We start from the raw sequence: 15,655 nt of genomic DNA, 5'->3' as shown, positions 1-15,655 counted from the left end.
AAACTAAAAGAACGTAGCGATCTCATCATAGATTTTTTGGATCGTTTCAGGCAAGCTGTTATATTGTTTGCCGCCGCTTGGGTCGGCAATGCTTTTTAGAATATCTGCATCCGCATCCTCGCCAAAAGCGATGGTGAAGATCTTGATGGCATTCCCGCCCTCGCCTTGAGCAGTTTGGATTTGGCGCACGACTTCTTCCAGAGTGGCGGTGGAAACAGTATCAGCTCCGTCGCTTAAAACCACAATGGCGCGGATATGGTTTGGGTCGCCCTCGATTTGCATATCCTGATATGCTTTTAGAACGGCGTCATATAAACTGGTGCTGTTCTGCTCGAAAATTCCAGAGACGCTATCCAGCACCTGCTGGCGTTTTTCACCGATCGGGGTGAGCGGAGTGAGCGTTGAGATCGTATCGTTGAACAGGTCAATTCGCAAACGGTCGCGGTTATCCACTTTTTGTACAAACTGCATCAGGCTCGAACGCGCTGAGGTGATCTTGTCACCCCGCATACTGCCTGAAATGTCCATGGTAACGATCAGGTCAACAGGTTTTTTTGTCTGCTGCCAGAGTGCTTGAATGCCTTCAATGACTGGTGCGCTGGGGATTTCCAAAATAGTTTGCGGTTGATTTGTGTCCACGCCGTGCTGTGTGTCAAGCGGAGCGGTCAACGGGATGGACGGGTCTGCCGGACGGAAGCCAAACTCAAGCGACTTTAATTGCTGTGATTTATCGAGCAAGAAAGTCTCAAACAATCCCGCGGCTTCTTTTTGTTCCGCTGTAACCCACGAAGTATTCAAGACCGCATAAGGATGATTCGACCAGAAAGTGCCTTCCTTTGGATAGATTGCTACAACAGGTATCTGCGATGACTGTCCATTAATACGTTTTGTTTCCTGCGCGACGATCAGGTTTTCATACAACACAGCCGCGCTTAAGTACGAAGGTCCGCGCTCGAACATGCGCTCGCCAAAGAAGCCAGTGCTCGTTCCGTAGTGGATGACGCTGCTTTCCACATTGGTCATGAAATCCTTCAACTCAGTTGATTTCAGATCGGCTTCGGTCAGTCCGCGTTGTTTGCCCAGCCCCGCATACGCTTCGGCGATGATCGAAACAATTCCGCTGTTGCTGTAGGCGGGGTGTGTATGCCCAAACTTGAACTGCCCCCATTCAGGGTGTCCGTACGCCGACCAGCCTTCTTCCGAAGTGGCAAGTTGCGCAATGTCTTCCCAGCCTAGTGCTTTATCCGGCCAGCCCAAGGCTTGCGCCATTGGCCGCCACATGGCAATCACCACCGGACTTAATACCAGGTCTTTCGGTGTGCCTGTGACCAGATCATCTGTATGGTTTTTTTTCCATTCCGAATTTGCAACGGGAATATATACGGAGGAAGCGGGACTCCAAACTGTCGGCTGAAGTGTGCCTTCGATGATGCCCCGCACCGATTCGATCGACCCCATGGCTGTTGCTTCAACAACAATGATTTTCCCATCTGACGTTTTGTTCCGCGCCGCATTGAACTGCTCGACCAAAGGCTCCAACCAGGCTTGTTTTTCCGAACCATAGACAATGCTCACGGTCACAGAAGCGCCGGGAACGATGTTGCTTAAAGCGTCGCACGCGCTAATTAATAAGGAAATAATTGTGATGATCGAAAGAAGCCGAAACTTCATTTTCTCTACTCCTTGATAAAAAAACCTTTATTCATAGGATTGCTTTGCTTATCTGTTTACGTTCCGAGACCAAAAATCTCTCAAAGTATTTAGCACATTGCCAGCAGGGATCTCCAGTTCGCGAATGCCGGATAACTCTGCAAGGATTCCATTGGCGGCATATCGGTCAAACGGCGAGCCGGGCTGTTCCAGTTTGATTGAGGTATCCACGGGACGGAAGCCGTATTTCATCAGTGCGATCTCCTGCGCGGGTTTGCTGGTCAGATAATCCATGAACAGGCTCGCAGCTTCTGTTTTTTGCTGTGTGACCCAATCTCCATTTAACACGCAGAAGGGATGATCACTCCACAAGATGGCGGGCGGATAATACACGCGCAGTTCGCCGTAGCGTCCCACAGCGTTCTCCGCCTGCTCGATGGCTGTGGCTTCATATACTGTCATCATATCGAAGGTACTGGGACCGTAGACCACCATTTTTTCCATCAAAGGACCTGTACTGTATTCGAACTGCCCAATGGATGATTCTGTTTCGAGGAACCATTTCTGGTACTCGCTGTCGGACAAAATATCCGATGCGTTCAAATTTGCGGTTTTCCCGTAGTAACCATAGGTCATCTGCAGGATCGTCATGAACCCGCTGTTGGATTTTAGCGGATCGGTATGACCGAACTTCACGTAGCCCCATTCAGGGTGGTTGTAGGCCGCCCAGCCCTGTGGGTCATTCAAAGCATCGTGCAGGTCGCGCCATAGGGATGCGCCCGGCTGGCGTCCCCATAAAACATCCGCGCGCTCCTTCCAAGCAACGAGAACAAGCGGTGTTTTCAAAACTGAGCGACACATTGTTGTATCAGCCGGGTTAACCAATGGTTTTCCAAATTGAATTGCAGATGCATCCACCAGCGCTGCAATCTGCAGGGAGCTTGCCGGACTGACAATATCCGGCTGACGGTTGCCATCCAGCACGGCGGCATTGATCTCCCATGACCCCATCTTTTCAAGTTTGATCTCCAGCGGATGGCCATCTATCACTGGATTCGATTTTTCGAAATCAACGATGACCTCATTCAACCATGCTTCTTTTTCAGTGGAATACAACACCGATACCACAATCGGCGCTGGCGGCGGGAGGATCAATTCCCGCGCAGGGGCGTATGCAATTTCACGAAATTGTGGGGAGATTACCGCGCCGGTAAATACCCCAATAGCAATCAGCGCAAAAAAAATGAACAAGACCCAGTTGATTCGAGGTGTATACATATTATTTTTCAAACCAACTATACACTAAATGGTAAGGTTAACTGTTAATAAAAGGTTAAATGCTTTTAGCTATTCAGTGGCAACCAAACTTACCTATCTTGGCTACTCGCCCATCCGCTGGGATTTAGGGGTTAAAAGAGAATTATCACGCTATTTTGCTCTCAACCCAATATTTCCCAAGAACAGCATGATAGGCAAAATCCTTCTCTGGTTACAAGAGCGCATCAAATTCTGGACAAGACCTGCAACTTCAGCCCTGATTATCGGCACCTTTTTAGATCTGACACGCAGCCAAACCGATCTGGTTGTAGAAAATGCGCGTAAATCATTCTAATTTGCGTTAAATTGAAAGTAAAATGGACTACGCTCAAAAAACATGTCTTGATAAAAAAGTAAAGTGTCTCTCGAAACATAAATCCACAAGTTTGCAAGAGGATTGATGAATATAGACAAAGAACACATATTATCTTGTGAAATAATTAGATAGGGATGTATCTTCTGTTTTTCCATTGCCACGAAACATTCATCACAATCCCAGGGAAATACGGTGTTGCTGGAGCGCCAATTCGATTCCCAAATATAATATTAAGCTTGGTATTACCCGCCTGCAGCGCCCCTGGGTGGCCGCGATTTATTGGGCAGAAATTAGTCAGTCAATAAAACCCCTCAGATTATCAAGCCCGTTCCCGGGCAGGTCTCATTATTTTTACAAAGGAGTGAATTATGACAAGTAATAAAAACGATCAACCAAAGCCCGATCTGAACACCCTGGCGGTCTGGGCGGGTGAGGAAAATAAGGATTTCTGGCAAAGGTCCACGCAGGTGCCGGTTGTGCATAGCGTGTCGTATGGTTATAAAGACCTGGATACCTGGTATGAGGCCGCCATTGGAAATGAAACAGGTCATATCTACAGTCGAAACACAAACCCCACGGTGGATGCATTTGAAGAAAAAGTCCGCCAATTGGAGGGCGCCGAAGCTTGCACCAGTTTTTCGACCGGCATGGCCGCGATCAGCAATACACTTTTTGCGCTGCTGTCACCAGGTGACCGGGTGGTTTCTGTTAAGGACACCTATGGCGGCACCAACGAGGTATTCACAAAATTTTTGCCGCGCTTGAATATCGATGTGACCTTGTGCGATACGACCGACCACGAAATGATCGAACAGGAAGTTGCCAAAGGCTGTAAGGTCCTATACCTTGAAACCCCCACCAATCCCACGCTAAAAGTGGTCGATCTCGAACGCCTGATAAGGGCGGGGCACGCGGTTAGTGCGACTGTCGTGGTCGATAATACCTTTGCGACCCCGATTAACACAAACCCTGTCCAGTTTGGCGCCGACCTGGTGGTGCACAGCGCCACAAAGTTCATGGGCGGGCACGCGGATGCGCTCGGTGGGGTGATTTGCGGTTCAAAGGATCTGGTTCATCAAGTTTTTCACTATCGTGAGATCACGGGTGCCACGCTGCACCCGATGTCAGCTTACATGCTGCTGCGTGGTTTGAAGACGCTCGGCCTGAGGGTGGAAAGACAGAACGATAACGCCTTAAAGATCGCCCGTTTCCTTAAAGGACATCCGTTCGTGAAAGATGTGCTCTATCCTGGGCTCGAATCCCATCTTCATCATGAGATCGCAAAAAAGCAGATGCGCGGCTTTGGGGGAGTATTGAGCATTATCCTGAATGGTGACTTCGAATCTGTCAAAACTTTTCTGCCGCGCCTTAAATACGTCCACCTGGCTGCCAACCTCGGTACGGTCGAAACCGTTGCCGGCCCCCCAAGGACAACCAGCCATGTGGAGGTAACTCCGGAACAGCGCGCAGCCCTGGGTATCCCGGAAAGTTTGATCCGTTATTCGGTCGGCATCGAATGTGTGGACGACCTGATTGCAGATCTGAGTCAGGCTCTGGACTACACCAGCGGCAAATTGAAATGATATTTTAAAATCAGGCCGTTCACGATGCAATATTCGTTCATGAACGGCTTGGTCAGAATTTATAGTTGACTTGGCCGAGGCCAGACGAGTTAGTCCAACGACTATGTCGCTCCGCCAGGGCATCACGGGCAGCTTCCATCAGGAAGAAGATGGACTATCTTTTATGGCGTCCGTAGGAAGTCATTTTTCCCCAGATATTTTTCGGCGCCGCGAGGATAACTTGAAATAGTAGAGCGGATGATTTTTCTGAAATCAACAAGCTTGGTGTTAAAATTCCTTTTGTTCCCCAAAGGCAAGCCTTTGTAAAGATAGATAAAAATGACCCCTTTCGCTGAATCAATGTTTGTCTTGTTTTCCATCCTGACGCTTGGCACATGGCTTGGTCAATGGTCTTTGCGCGGGGTGTCCCTGGGTACGGCGGGTGTGCTTTTTGTTGCCCTATTGTTCGGCCACTTTGGGCTGAGCCTTCCCCGTGAATTGATGGATTTTGGCCTGATCCTGTTTGTCTATTCTGTCGGGTTGACTGCGGGACCAAGTTTTTTTCGCACTTTCCGCCGGCGCGGAATGCAGTTTGTTGTCCTCGCCCTTGTCATTGTGGGCAGCGGGGCGATTCTGACCGCGTTAATTGCGGTCCTGCTTAAATTATCACCTGCGCTAGCCGCTGGATTGTATACCGGTGCAATGACCTGCACCCCGGCGCTTGCTTCCGTGCTGGACAGTTTGCATCGCGTGCTGCCCACGGAGGCTCCGCTTGCATCTGTTGGTTATGGCATCGCGTACCCGTTCAGCATGATCAGCATGGTCTTGCTTGTTCAGTTTTTGCCGGGTCTGCTTAAACGTCCGGTGAAGCTGGAGGAGCGGGACTGGCTCGCGCAAAAAGCAATCGAATCTCCCGGTCTGGTTGCGCACCAGTTCCGGATCACGAATCCAAATTGTGACGGACGAAGTGTGGCCGAAGTCAATCCGCGCCGGCTGGCGCAGGTTAATCTCTCGCGTGTCAAACATGGCGAGCGTGTATTTGCTGCGACGCCTGAAACCATCCTGCATCTTGGAGATGTGGTCATGGCCGTCGGTTCTGCAGAAGAGTTGGATAAGATGACCCTCCTGCTTGGCGAGCGCACCCATGAACGCATGGACGTCAACGCGCAGGTGCTAAGCATGGACGTTGAAGTGATGGACGAATCTCTGACCGGCAAATCGCTGGCGCAAATGCGGGTATGGGAGCAGTTCACGGTGGTCATCACCCGCATCCGCCGCCAGGGACTGGAGATCGTTCCGCAGGGTCTGGTCACACTTGAAATGGGTGACGGCATCCGCGTCGTGGGTGAGAAATCCGCAGTGGAGGTTTTTGTGAGCAAGGCGCAAGGCTCGCCGCGCCGCGCCACCGAGACCAGTATGACGGCCTATCTGGTCGGTTTGTTGATCGGTGTTCTGGTTGGCTTGATACCAGTACCATTCGGTCAGGGCGTGACCGTGAAGTTGGGGTTGGCGGGCGGTGTCTTTCTGACCAGCCTGCTAATCGGTCACTTCGGAAGGGTCGGGCCGTTTCGTCTCTACGTTCCGCCTGCCGCTAAAAATCTAACGCGCGAACTGGGCCTGATGCTTTTTCTGGCAGGCGCGGGTACGAACGCGGGCGTTCATCTGGTGGAGGTGTTAAAGGATCAGGGCTGGGTCCTGCTCTTGGCAGGCGCGGGCATTACCCTGCTTTCCGCGTTGACAGGCTTGTTTGTGATGATAAAAATCTATAAACTTAATTTACTCTCGGCAATGGGGGCGTTGACTGCGGCCATGACCAATCCACCCGCGCTGGCTTCAGCCAACAACCAAACTGAAACAGACCTGCCGTCCATCGCCTACGCCAGTACCTATCCCGTAGCGCTTATTTTTAAAATTTTATTTGCCCAGGCGTTGGTTGAGATTTTTAGCAGGTTATTGTAATTCGGGGGAACGGGGGAACTCCATAAACTTTTTTTCATAATCCAGCATATCAGCCATTATTAATCCTTTGAGCGAAGTGCGCCGGATTGGCCCCTCCGTTTATCTGCTATCCGGTAATTTGAGGGCTTTATCGGCGATTGCGATTTCGTTCGCGGTTCTGGTTGTATTCCACTTCAGTTCCCGCGCGGCGATTTCTGCAAGCCTCGCCAGTACGGTTAAGCCTGGGTGACCCAGTGTTCCGATTCCCATTCTGCGGATCAAAATGTCCATCAATGTGCAAGCCATCTCTTCGCGGATGGCATACACCGCCTGGGCAGACATTTCACCGTCCGCGTTGAGCGGGGCGGCATGCTGCTTATCTTTTTGGGCAAGCGACATAACCTTGGGGAGTTCTGTTCCGTACATGCGGGCGAGATAATCTACGGCGTGTTCGGGGAATTCTGCAAAGGATAATTTTGCCTGCTTGATGAACATTTCCATATCGCGGATCTCACAGCCTGTGAGATACTGTTTTGCAGTCACAGATTTTTCTTTTCGTCCAAATTTCCTACCAACAGTTTTCAAAACATTCTCTGCGAGGTTGCGGCTGGTAGTGTACTTGCCGCCTTCAACGGTGAGCATCCCTGCAAGCCCGTCCTCTTCGTGATCGAAGATCTCATATTTGCGTGAGGTCTTGTACACATCTTTGGTTTGGTCTTCAATCAGGGGACGCAATCCGCCATACGCGTAGAGAACGTCTGAGTAGTGGAGCAGGTTCGGGTTCCCGAAAGAGGCGTTGACTTCCGCGATGTATTCCTCGATCTTTTCACGGGTCACGCAATATTGATCAGGGTCGCCGATGTATTCTCGGTCAGTCGTGCCGATGAGGGTATGACCGCGCCACGGGATCAGATTGCACGGTCTGCCCGTGGGAGTCAGCCCGCCAACAGCGGCATTGGCATTCGTGATTTTTTTCGTGATGATGTGAATGCCTTCCGAACGGCGGATGTGTTGTGGCGCTTCATTCCCACGCGCGATGTTCAACAAAATATCCGCCCAAGGACCACCGCAATTGATGATGAGTTTTCCATGCAGGGTATGCGTGTTGTTGCTCAACAGATCACGCACCACCACGCCGTTGATGCGTTTTCCGTCGCGAACAAAATCTTCCACCTTGGCATAGTTCGCCACATCCGCGCCGTGCTTGACTGCAGACTTGATGAATGCCAGTGTCAGCCGCTCGGGGTTAAAATCGGCGCAATCATAATAAAGGATCGCGCCTGTCAGATCACCTGCATGAATGATTGGCTCGAGTTCGAGCGCTTTCTCGCGTGAGAGCAGGCTGTGAAGCGGCAGGCGTTTGCTTTTGTCCCACGTCATGCCTTTATCGTACGACAAGACATCGTAGATCATCATACCTGGTTCAAGAATTGATTTTTTGCGGACGCCCGTTTTATGCAACGGCACAAGAAACGCCAGTGGATACACAAAATTCGGCGCGATGTTTTCAAGCGTCTTGCGTTCCTTCAACGATTCGCGCACAAGCCCGAATTCAAAATTGGCAAGATAGCGTAACCCGCCATGAATCAACTTCGATGTTGCTGACGAAGTGCCAGCGCCGAAGTCGCCTTTCTCCACGAGCGCCACAGAGTACCCCTGCGATGCGGCTTCGTATGCCACCGCCGCGCCGCTGATGCCGCCGCCAATGACGATAATATCGTAGGATTTGTTAATGGGCTGTTCAATGAATCGGTTCATGTGATTGATTCCTGTTTTACTTCGATAATTGAGTATGTCCAAATGGATAACTACTGAGGCAAAGAGTCACGGAGTTTTTATTGTTCTTCTCAGTGCCTTGGTGCCTCCGTGGTTTTGTTTTTCCATTCATCCGCCAGAGTTCGCAATTTTGAATCGGCGTGAGCGAAAAAAAGTTTATACGCTTCGCAAAAGTGATTACGTCCGTCAAGCGCTGGATTTCGCAGTCGGTCTTTGGTACAGCCTCCGCGACATTGAGTCTTCCATTCGCAGGTGCGGCAATCGGTTGGCAGGTTGGATTTCAGTTGTCCGAAGTTCGTCTGTTTGCGCGAGTTGAACAGCGTTGGCAATGGCGTTTCGAGCAGGTTGCCCAGCTTCCATTCAAGCTCCACAAAAAAATCACACGCAAATACGTCGCCCGTGTGTTCGATCAGTAAATACTCACCACACGTTTCGAGCAGCGTACACTCGGTGGGAGAAAAGCCCGCGTACTTGAACAGCAAAGCCTCAAACCAGCGGATGGATGTGGTCGGGACTCCGTCCACGAAGTCTGCGAGCCACAAGTCAAACAGACGCTTCAAAAATTCCCCATAGCTGGTGGCTGCGACCGAGAAATTCGCCACGCTGTTGCCTTCTGTCTCCACGCAGGGGATGAACTGCATGAAGTTGAGCCCCTGCGATTTGTGGAACTCGTATATTTCATCGGGGAACTGAACAGAGTAGTTGTTGACCACCGACAGCACGTTGACTTCCACTCCGTGGTCAAGCAAAAGTTTGGATGCATCGAGCGCTTTACTCCATGAACCATGTCCGCCGCGATTCTTGCGATAGTGATCGTGGATGTGTTCAGGTCCATCGAGCGACAAGCCGATCAGGAAGTAATAATCACGAAAGAACTTTGCCCATTCATTATCGACCAGTACACCGTTGGTTTGTAGTCCGTTGGAGACAGATTGCCCATGCCCATAGCGTTCCATCAAGTCCACGGCTTTGCGGTAGAACGGCAGACCCATCAAGGTTGGTTCGCCGCCTTGCCAGCCGATGGAGATTTGCGGGACGTTCTGTGACATCAACTGCCGGATCATTGCTTCAAGAATTGAGTCGCTCATGCGAGTAGTGCGGCTGGGATACTGGCGTAGTTTGTCGATGTAAAAGCAGTACTCGCAGTCCAGATTGCAATCTGGACCAGCAGGCTTGACCAGCACTTCGGTAACAGAGCGGTGAAAGAATGGAAGATTCATGAGTGAAGGCTTGAACCACGGAGACACAGAGTCACGGAGTTTTTTGGTTTTCACGTGTTCGCGGGCGGTTTCATTGCCTTTGGAAATTTTTCGGCGATGTCTGCCAGATCCTTATAAAGCGGCTTGAGTTGAGAATACATCTTGCGATAGATGCGGTTGTAGAGCTGCTCGTACAAGTCGCGGTTGCGGGGGATGGGATGGATCACTTCGCGGATGCTTGTCATGCCAGCAACGGCGGCTTCGTAATTGGAGTAGTAGCCAAGACCGACGGCGGCATTCATCGCCGCACCCAACATGCCTGTCTCATTGACACTGGGAACTTCAACGGGCAGGTTGAACACGTCTGCGGTGATTTGCAAAGCGGTGCGGCTTTGTGACCCGCCGCCTGAGACGCGCAGTTTAGTGAAGGGACGACCCAACTTATCCGTGGTGATCTTCGCGCCGTCTTTCAACGCAAAGATGATGCCTTCAAGAACGGCGCGGTAGAGATGGGCGCGAGTGTGTCTATCCGAGAAACCGATGACTGCGCCTTTGCCGTACTCGTCGCAATAGACTCGGTCGGGACTCCAATAGGGTTGGAGCATGAGTCCGTTTGAACCAGGCGGGATGTCTTGAATCATCTCTTCAAAGAGCGACTCAGGCGAGACTCCGCGCTCGGCGGCGAGTTGGACTTCCTGATGACCGAACTGTTCCTTGAACCAACTGACCATCCAGAAGCCGCGGTCAATGGGAATCTCGGTGCAATACGTGCCAGGGACTGCGCCAGGGTAAGGCGGAAGGTAAGGGAGCAGATCAACCGATTTGGTGCTGACGGCGTTGACAGTGGCACAGGTGCCAAAGCTCAAGTAGCCAATATCAGGCGTGAGTGTGCCGCTGCCGAGTACTTCGCAGGATTTATCGCATGAACCTGCTGCCAGCGGAATCCCTTCAGGGATGCCTGTTTCGATGGATGCTTGTTTGGTGATTGTGCCAATGGTCTCTCCCTGCACAACAAGATCGGGGAGTTTGTCCTTCTCCATCGGGAAGGCGTACCAGATGATGTCGTTCTTCTTCGCCCAGCCAAAGTCTTTGCGGTTGATTGGGATGTAGCCAAAGTTACTGCCGCGCGACTCAGCGGCAACGCCTGTGAGTTGATAATGGAAGAACCCTGAAAGCAGGACGTACTTGTGAGTCTTCTCCCACACATCGGGCTGGTGCTGGCGAATCCAATTCGAGAAACATTTACGGTTGAGCGTATCTACCACGCCGTACAGACCGATGGTTTTCAATCCATACTCCAACCAAAAGGGCGCGAATTTGGATGTATCCGCCATGCGCTGATCGAGCCAGTGGATGGCGGGACGGAGTGGCTTTCCGTCCCGATCCAGATTGACATACACACCGCGCTGCGTGGTGAGAGTCACCGCTTTGATATGCTCGCGCAGGGACTCATTGCGGGCGAGAAGTCCCTGGCTGGCTTCGCAGAATTTTTTCCAGAAATATTCAGGGTGCTGTTCGTGAAATCCTGGCGCGGGGACAAAGTAGGGTTCGATGGGAATCTTGATCATGTCCACCATCGTGCCAGCCGTGTCGAAGAGAGCACAACGCACGGACTGAGTCCCAGCGTCAAAGACGAGGATCAGGTCAGAGTTTAAGTGCGAAGCGGTTTTCATATCCAATTACCGTTTGAGTTCGTCGGGCAAATTCAATCCAAGCTGCGAACCTGGATCTGGCGATGTTGTTGGGGTCAAAGTGATTCTTCAAAGTACGAAGCACATCCATTTCATTTTTCCCGAGGAAGCCTTCGATCCACTGGTGCATGAGGCGACCCACGCCGTGATGATGGCTGGGCGAGCCGCCCGCTTTGACCATCGCATCAACAAGCGCGGTGCGGTACTTGACGTAATCTTCCACGCTGCCTTTGATGCCGAAGATGAAATACAGGTTGCTGCCATACGGGTAGAAGTGACTCATGTGGCTGATGCAAAGCGTGCCTGGCACGGTGTGGGCATAGGCGAGCACCGCGTCGTGGATGTGATGGATGTTGTCCCACTTGACGGGAGTCTCGACGGTGTCCATGATGACATCGTAATCGCTGATGGCTTCGCCAACGAGAAAAGTTTCGTAGCGGTCCGTCTCCCAATTTCTTGCAAAACTGCCGCCGATGCTGAGCGCGCCATGCTTGCCGACGATCTTTGAGATCTTGCTCTTCACCATTTTGGTGAAATCTTTTTCGCCTTCGACGGTGCCCATCAGCACGCAGCGCTGCTTGGGTTTGTAGCCGAGCATGTCGATCAACTTCTCCACGATCGGAGGCTGGGGGTACATTTGGAAACCGTGATCGGTTTCGTGCGCGTCGGAGAGGCGGAAGACTGCGGGCAGACCGAACTGTCCCTGACAAACTTCGCGCACGGCGCTGACGGCGCTTTCCCAATCCTTGAACATGTAGCCGAAGTATTGTCGGTTCTCAGGCATGTAACGGAAGACCTTGATGGTTAGTTCGGTCAACACACCGAACACACCTTCACTGCCCTTGAGCATATCCAAAATGCGCGGACCCGTTGCGGTGCTGGTGTAATCATGCGTGCTGATGATGCCTGCGGGCGTGACCATCTCCATGCGCAATACAAGGTTGTATGGCTCGCCGTAATAAGTAGAAGCTTGTCCGCTGCCGAGGGTCAACACCCATCCGCCGACGCTGGAAAGTTCGAAGGACTGCGGGAAGTGTCCGTTGGTGAAGCGATGCACGGTGTGGAATTTCTCAGGTGCGTTGTTGAGCGCATCTTCGAGTTGCGGTCCCATGCAACCCGCTTGCACGCGGCAGGTGTGGTTGAGTTCGTTGACTTCGATCACCTTGTTCATGTGCGTGTTGAGCACGAGCGTCACGCCTTCTTTTTCGGGCTTGAAGCCCATGTTGCAGGATGAGCCGCCGCCATAAACATAGATGGGGATTTTCTTCTCGTCGCATAATTTGACGATCTTGTGCACATCGTGCTTGTCACGCGGATGAACCGCCGCACCCGTAATCTCGTGCAGGACTCCACGCTTCAAGGCGACCATCTCCTCTGCGAGTTTTCCGTAACTATATTTCACGCGGTTGTAGTCGTCGCATTGCACATTCTCCGCGCCGACGATGCTGATGATCTCTTCGATGATCTTCGTGTCGAGATTGGATTTCGGGATGTCGTTCAGAAGCTGGTTGCCGTCCTGTTTGTTGGTGAAGTAGTTGTCGTCCAGTTTCAGATCGCGTTTGATCTGCTCGTAATATTGCCAGCTCGGCACTTTGACCTGATCCTGCCGTCCTTCCTTGACGATGGAACGATACGAGCCGGGCACAGGGGGAGTGTTAGTCCAATTGGGGGTGAATTTTTTGTCGGTCATGTTTGTCTCCAGTTGGTTTTGATTTTTAGAAGGGCTTGAACGTTGACAAGTTGATCAGGAGATTGTTACCTCATACCTTGTTTAATTTCCAGCCTTCGCGATTTTCTTTCATCTGCGATTCCCATTCGTGGAATTTGCGTTTCATCTCTTCGATGACGTCTGGGTGGTTGTCCTTTAGGTTGTAACTCTCCTGTGGGTCGGATTCGACGTCGTAAAGCCAGGGAGCTTGTGCGCTGCCCGCCGAACCCCAGAATTTATCAAGCGGCATGGGCCAAACGTAGGTGTGGATGCGGGGAATGAATTTCCATCTTCCCGCGCGGATGGCTTCGAGACTTTCGTTATGATAGAAGTAGAAAACATCGTGCGGGGATTCTTTTTCCACCCCAGTGAGCAGACCGCTGATGTCCTTGCCATCAATGACGCGGTCGTTGGGAAGTTCCACGCCAGCGAGGCAAGGCAGGTTGGGAACCAGTCAATGTTCATGGCGGGAGAAGTCGCAGACCGTGCCATGTGGAATTTCTTCAGGCCAATGCGCGATCATGGGAATGCGATAGCCGCCTTCGTAACTTTGCCCTTTGCGCCCGCGGAACTTGCCCGCGCTGCCGTTGTACCAGGCACCGTTATCGCTGGTGAAGATGACGAGGGTGTTCTCCCATTGTCCGTTTGCTTTCAGGGTCTTGACCAACTCGCCGAGACTCCAGTCGATCTCTTCGATGGTGTCGCCGTACAGTCCGCCTTTGGATTTGCCACGAAAATTTTCAGAGGCGTGCAAAGGTTGGTGTGGATAGGTGTGGGCGAAGTATAGGAAGAAGGGCTTATCTTCTGCTTGCTCAATGAACTCGATGGCTTCGCGGGTGTATAAGCCTGTCAGTTTTTCCATCTCGGTGAAGTCAGGCGACAGGCATTCATTGTCTCGATACAATGCGAAGTCTTTCATGTCATTGCTGTGCGGCACGCCGAAGAAGTGGTCAAAGCCGAAGCGCAGGGGATGATATTCCGAGTAAATGGGAAATTCACCGAGATGCCATTTCCCGATCATGCAGGTTTTGTAGCCGACGTTCTTCAATGCCTTCGCGATGGTAACTTCCTTTTCAGGGATGCCGCGCGGTTTTGGCTCGTTGTTGTAGTCCATCAAACCGAGCCGAGTGAGGAACTTGGCAACTTCCCAGCGGAATCTGCCCCAGAAATCTTCCAAGCGTGAGACGACGGGAGGGCGGTGTCCCGCGCGTTTTGCGCCGAGCACCCATCCCAGCCCTGCGCGTTCGGGGTAACGCCCTGTCAGCAAGCCGAAACGGGATGGAGTGCATAGCGAGTTGCAGGCATAGAACGAAGTGAACTTCACCCCGCCTTGCGCCAATTGATTAATGTGCGGCGTGTTCATCACCGTGTTGTCGTATGGCGGCAGGTCACCATAGCCGAGGTCATCACAATTGATGATGATAATGTTCGGCTGGTTGTTGCGTTTGGATGTGGATTGCTTTTTGTCACTCATGGTCAGCTCTTTTTATTTCCAACCGCCAAGATTCTCTTTCATGCTTTTCTGCCATTGTTGGAAGATAGCTTCCATCGCTTCCACGATATCTGGATGTTCGCGCCTTGTTGTAACTCTCCCCGGGTCAAGCTCGAGGTTATATAACCATGGGGCTTCGAGGCTGTTCTCCGATTTCCAATGTTTATCCAGCGGGATGGGCCATGCCATGGTGTCAATATCGCGGATGTATTTCCACTTTCCCATGCGGACCGCTTCCAGCTCCTTGTTGTGATAAAAGAAGAGACAATCATTCGGGTCACGCTTTCCTGTGTCAGTCAGCAAGCCGAGGATATTTTTTCCATCGATAACGCGATCTTCGGGTAGTTCCACACCTGCCAGCGATAAAAGGGTTGGAAACAAATCTATATTCATAGCTGGTTCCGAGCAGATACTCCCAGCTGTAATTTCCTTTGGCCAGTGGGCGATCATTGGGACGCGGAAGCCGCCTTCGTAACTTTGCCCCTTGCGTCCGCGCAATCCTCCGGGACTGCCGCAGTATCCAGGACCGTTGTCGCTGGTAAAGATTACGAGTGTATTGTCTGCTACGCCGTTTTCTTCCAGAGCACGCATGACTTCTGCCACGCTCCAGTCGATCTCTTCGACACAATCACCGTATAAACCGCCCATCGATTTGCCTCTGAAATTTTCTGAGGCGTATTGAGGTGTGTGCGGGTACGTGTGTGGGCGAAGTAGAGAAAGAAAGGCTTATCCTTTGGAATCGTGGATGAACTGCACGGCTTCGCGGGTGTACAAGCTGGTGAGTGTGATCCATTTCGGTGGAAATCTGGTGACAGACATTCTTCTGCTTCGATATAAGGCGAAATCTCTCATGTTGTTGGCATGCGGGTACGCCGTAGAAATAATCAAATCCATGCCGAAGCGGATTGTATTCGGGATAGACCGGAATTCTCCCAAGGTGCCATTTCAGCCCTGTGAGGTATCCAACGTTTGCAGTGCCTGACCCAATGGTGATCTCTTCCTCAGG

At 51.6% G+C, this 15,655-nt stretch carries 12 protein-coding genes and 1 pseudogene; 3 read left to right on the top strand and 10 right to left on the bottom strand.

Translation table 11 applies throughout. The features are described 5' to 3' along the window. Positions 1–3: 3 nt before the first annotated feature. The gene (locus IPL17_RS13300; RefSeq protein WP_345307570.1) at positions 4–1,671 is read right to left on the bottom strand and encodes a VWA domain-containing protein; all 1,668 of its coding nucleotides are present in this window, start codon (positions 1,669–1,671) and stop codon (positions 4–6) included. A gap of 48 nt (positions 1,672–1,719) precedes the next feature. Continuing rightward, positions 1,720–2,928 carry a substrate-binding domain-containing protein gene (locus tag IPL17_RS13295; RefSeq protein WP_345307569.1) on the bottom strand — a complete coding sequence of 403 codons (1,209 nt, stop codon included), beginning with the start codon at positions 2,926–2,928 and terminating at the stop codon, positions 1,720–1,722. Between the two features lie 76 nt (positions 2,929–3,004). Here IPL17_RS13295 and IPL17_RS13290 point away from each other — a divergent pair, with 76 nt between their 5' ends. The 3 genes from IPL17_RS13290 to IPL17_RS13280 all read left to right on the top strand — a co-directional run bounded on the left by IPL17_RS13290 (position 3,005) and on the right by IPL17_RS13280 (position 6,804). Beyond that, positions 3,005–3,262 carry a hypothetical protein gene (locus IPL17_RS13290; RefSeq protein WP_345307568.1) on the top strand — a complete coding sequence of 86 codons (258 nt, stop codon included), beginning with the start codon at positions 3,005–3,007 and terminating at the stop codon, positions 3,260–3,262. Positions 3,263–3,651: 389 nt separating this feature from the next. Then, positions 3,652–4,866 (top strand): cystathionine gamma-synthase family protein, encoded by a 1,215-nt coding sequence (locus IPL17_RS13285; RefSeq protein ID WP_345307567.1) that lies wholly within the window; start codon positions 3,652–3,654, stop codon positions 4,864–4,866. A gap of 318 nt (positions 4,867–5,184) precedes the next feature. Next, entirely contained in the window at positions 5,185–6,804 is a 1,620-nt protein-coding gene (locus IPL17_RS13280) for an aspartate:alanine exchanger family transporter (protein WP_345307566.1), read from the top strand. Positions 6,805–6,903: 99 nt separating this feature from the next. Here the strand turns inward: IPL17_RS13280 and IPL17_RS13275 are convergent, their stop codons facing one another. The 8 genes and pseudogenes from IPL17_RS13275 to IPL17_RS13240 all read right to left on the bottom strand — a co-directional run bounded on the left by IPL17_RS13275 (position 6,904) and on the right by IPL17_RS13240 (position 15,543). Further along, on the bottom strand, positions 6,904–8,541 hold the full coding sequence (locus IPL17_RS13275) for a glycerol-3-phosphate dehydrogenase/oxidase (RefSeq protein ID WP_345307565.1): 1,638 nt from the start codon (positions 8,539–8,541) through the stop codon (positions 6,904–6,906). Positions 8,542–8,630: 89 nt separating this feature from the next. Then, positions 8,631–9,833: an anaerobic sulfatase maturase gene (locus tag IPL17_RS13270; protein ID WP_345307564.1), complete on the bottom strand. Its 1,203-nt coding sequence runs from the start codon at positions 9,831–9,833 to the stop codon at positions 8,631–8,633. Then, positions 9,830–11,431, bottom strand: a complete 1,602-nt coding sequence (locus tag IPL17_RS13265; RefSeq protein ID WP_345307563.1) for an FGGY-family carbohydrate kinase — start codon at positions 11,429–11,431, stop codon at positions 9,830–9,832. The genes IPL17_RS13270 and IPL17_RS13265 overlap by 4 nt, the downstream gene beginning before the upstream one ends. After that, positions 11,403–13,139 carry an FAD-binding oxidoreductase gene (locus IPL17_RS13260; protein ID WP_345307562.1) on the bottom strand — a complete coding sequence of 579 codons (1,737 nt, stop codon included), beginning with the start codon at positions 13,137–13,139 and terminating at the stop codon, positions 11,403–11,405. The genes IPL17_RS13265 and IPL17_RS13260 overlap by 29 nt, the downstream gene beginning before the upstream one ends. 70 nt (positions 13,140–13,209) lie before the next feature. After that, positions 13,210–13,581, bottom strand: coding sequence for a hypothetical protein (locus IPL17_RS13255; protein ID WP_345307561.1), 372 nt, complete (start codon positions 13,579–13,581; stop codon positions 13,210–13,212). A 30-nt stretch (positions 13,582–13,611) separates the two neighbouring features. Further along, positions 13,612–14,631 (bottom strand): sulfatase-like hydrolase/transferase, encoded by a 1,020-nt coding sequence (locus IPL17_RS13250; RefSeq protein ID WP_345307560.1) that lies wholly within the window; start codon positions 14,629–14,631, stop codon positions 13,612–13,614. A gap of 12 nt (positions 14,632–14,643) precedes the next feature. Next, positions 14,644–15,360, bottom strand: a pseudogene (locus tag IPL17_RS13245) (sulfatase-like hydrolase/transferase); the annotation flags it as partial. A 15-nt stretch (positions 15,361–15,375) separates the two neighbouring features. Continuing rightward, on the bottom strand, positions 15,376–15,543 hold the full coding sequence (locus IPL17_RS13240; RefSeq protein ID WP_345307559.1) for a hypothetical protein: 168 nt from the start codon (positions 15,541–15,543) through the stop codon (positions 15,376–15,378). Positions 15,544–15,655: the final 112 nt, after the last annotated feature.

The sequence above is a fragment of the Candidatus Villigracilis saccharophilus genome, from assembly GCF_016711665.1.
The sequence above is the reverse complement of the archived record's forward strand: the minus strand, read 5'-3'. Positions and strand labels throughout refer to the sequence as shown.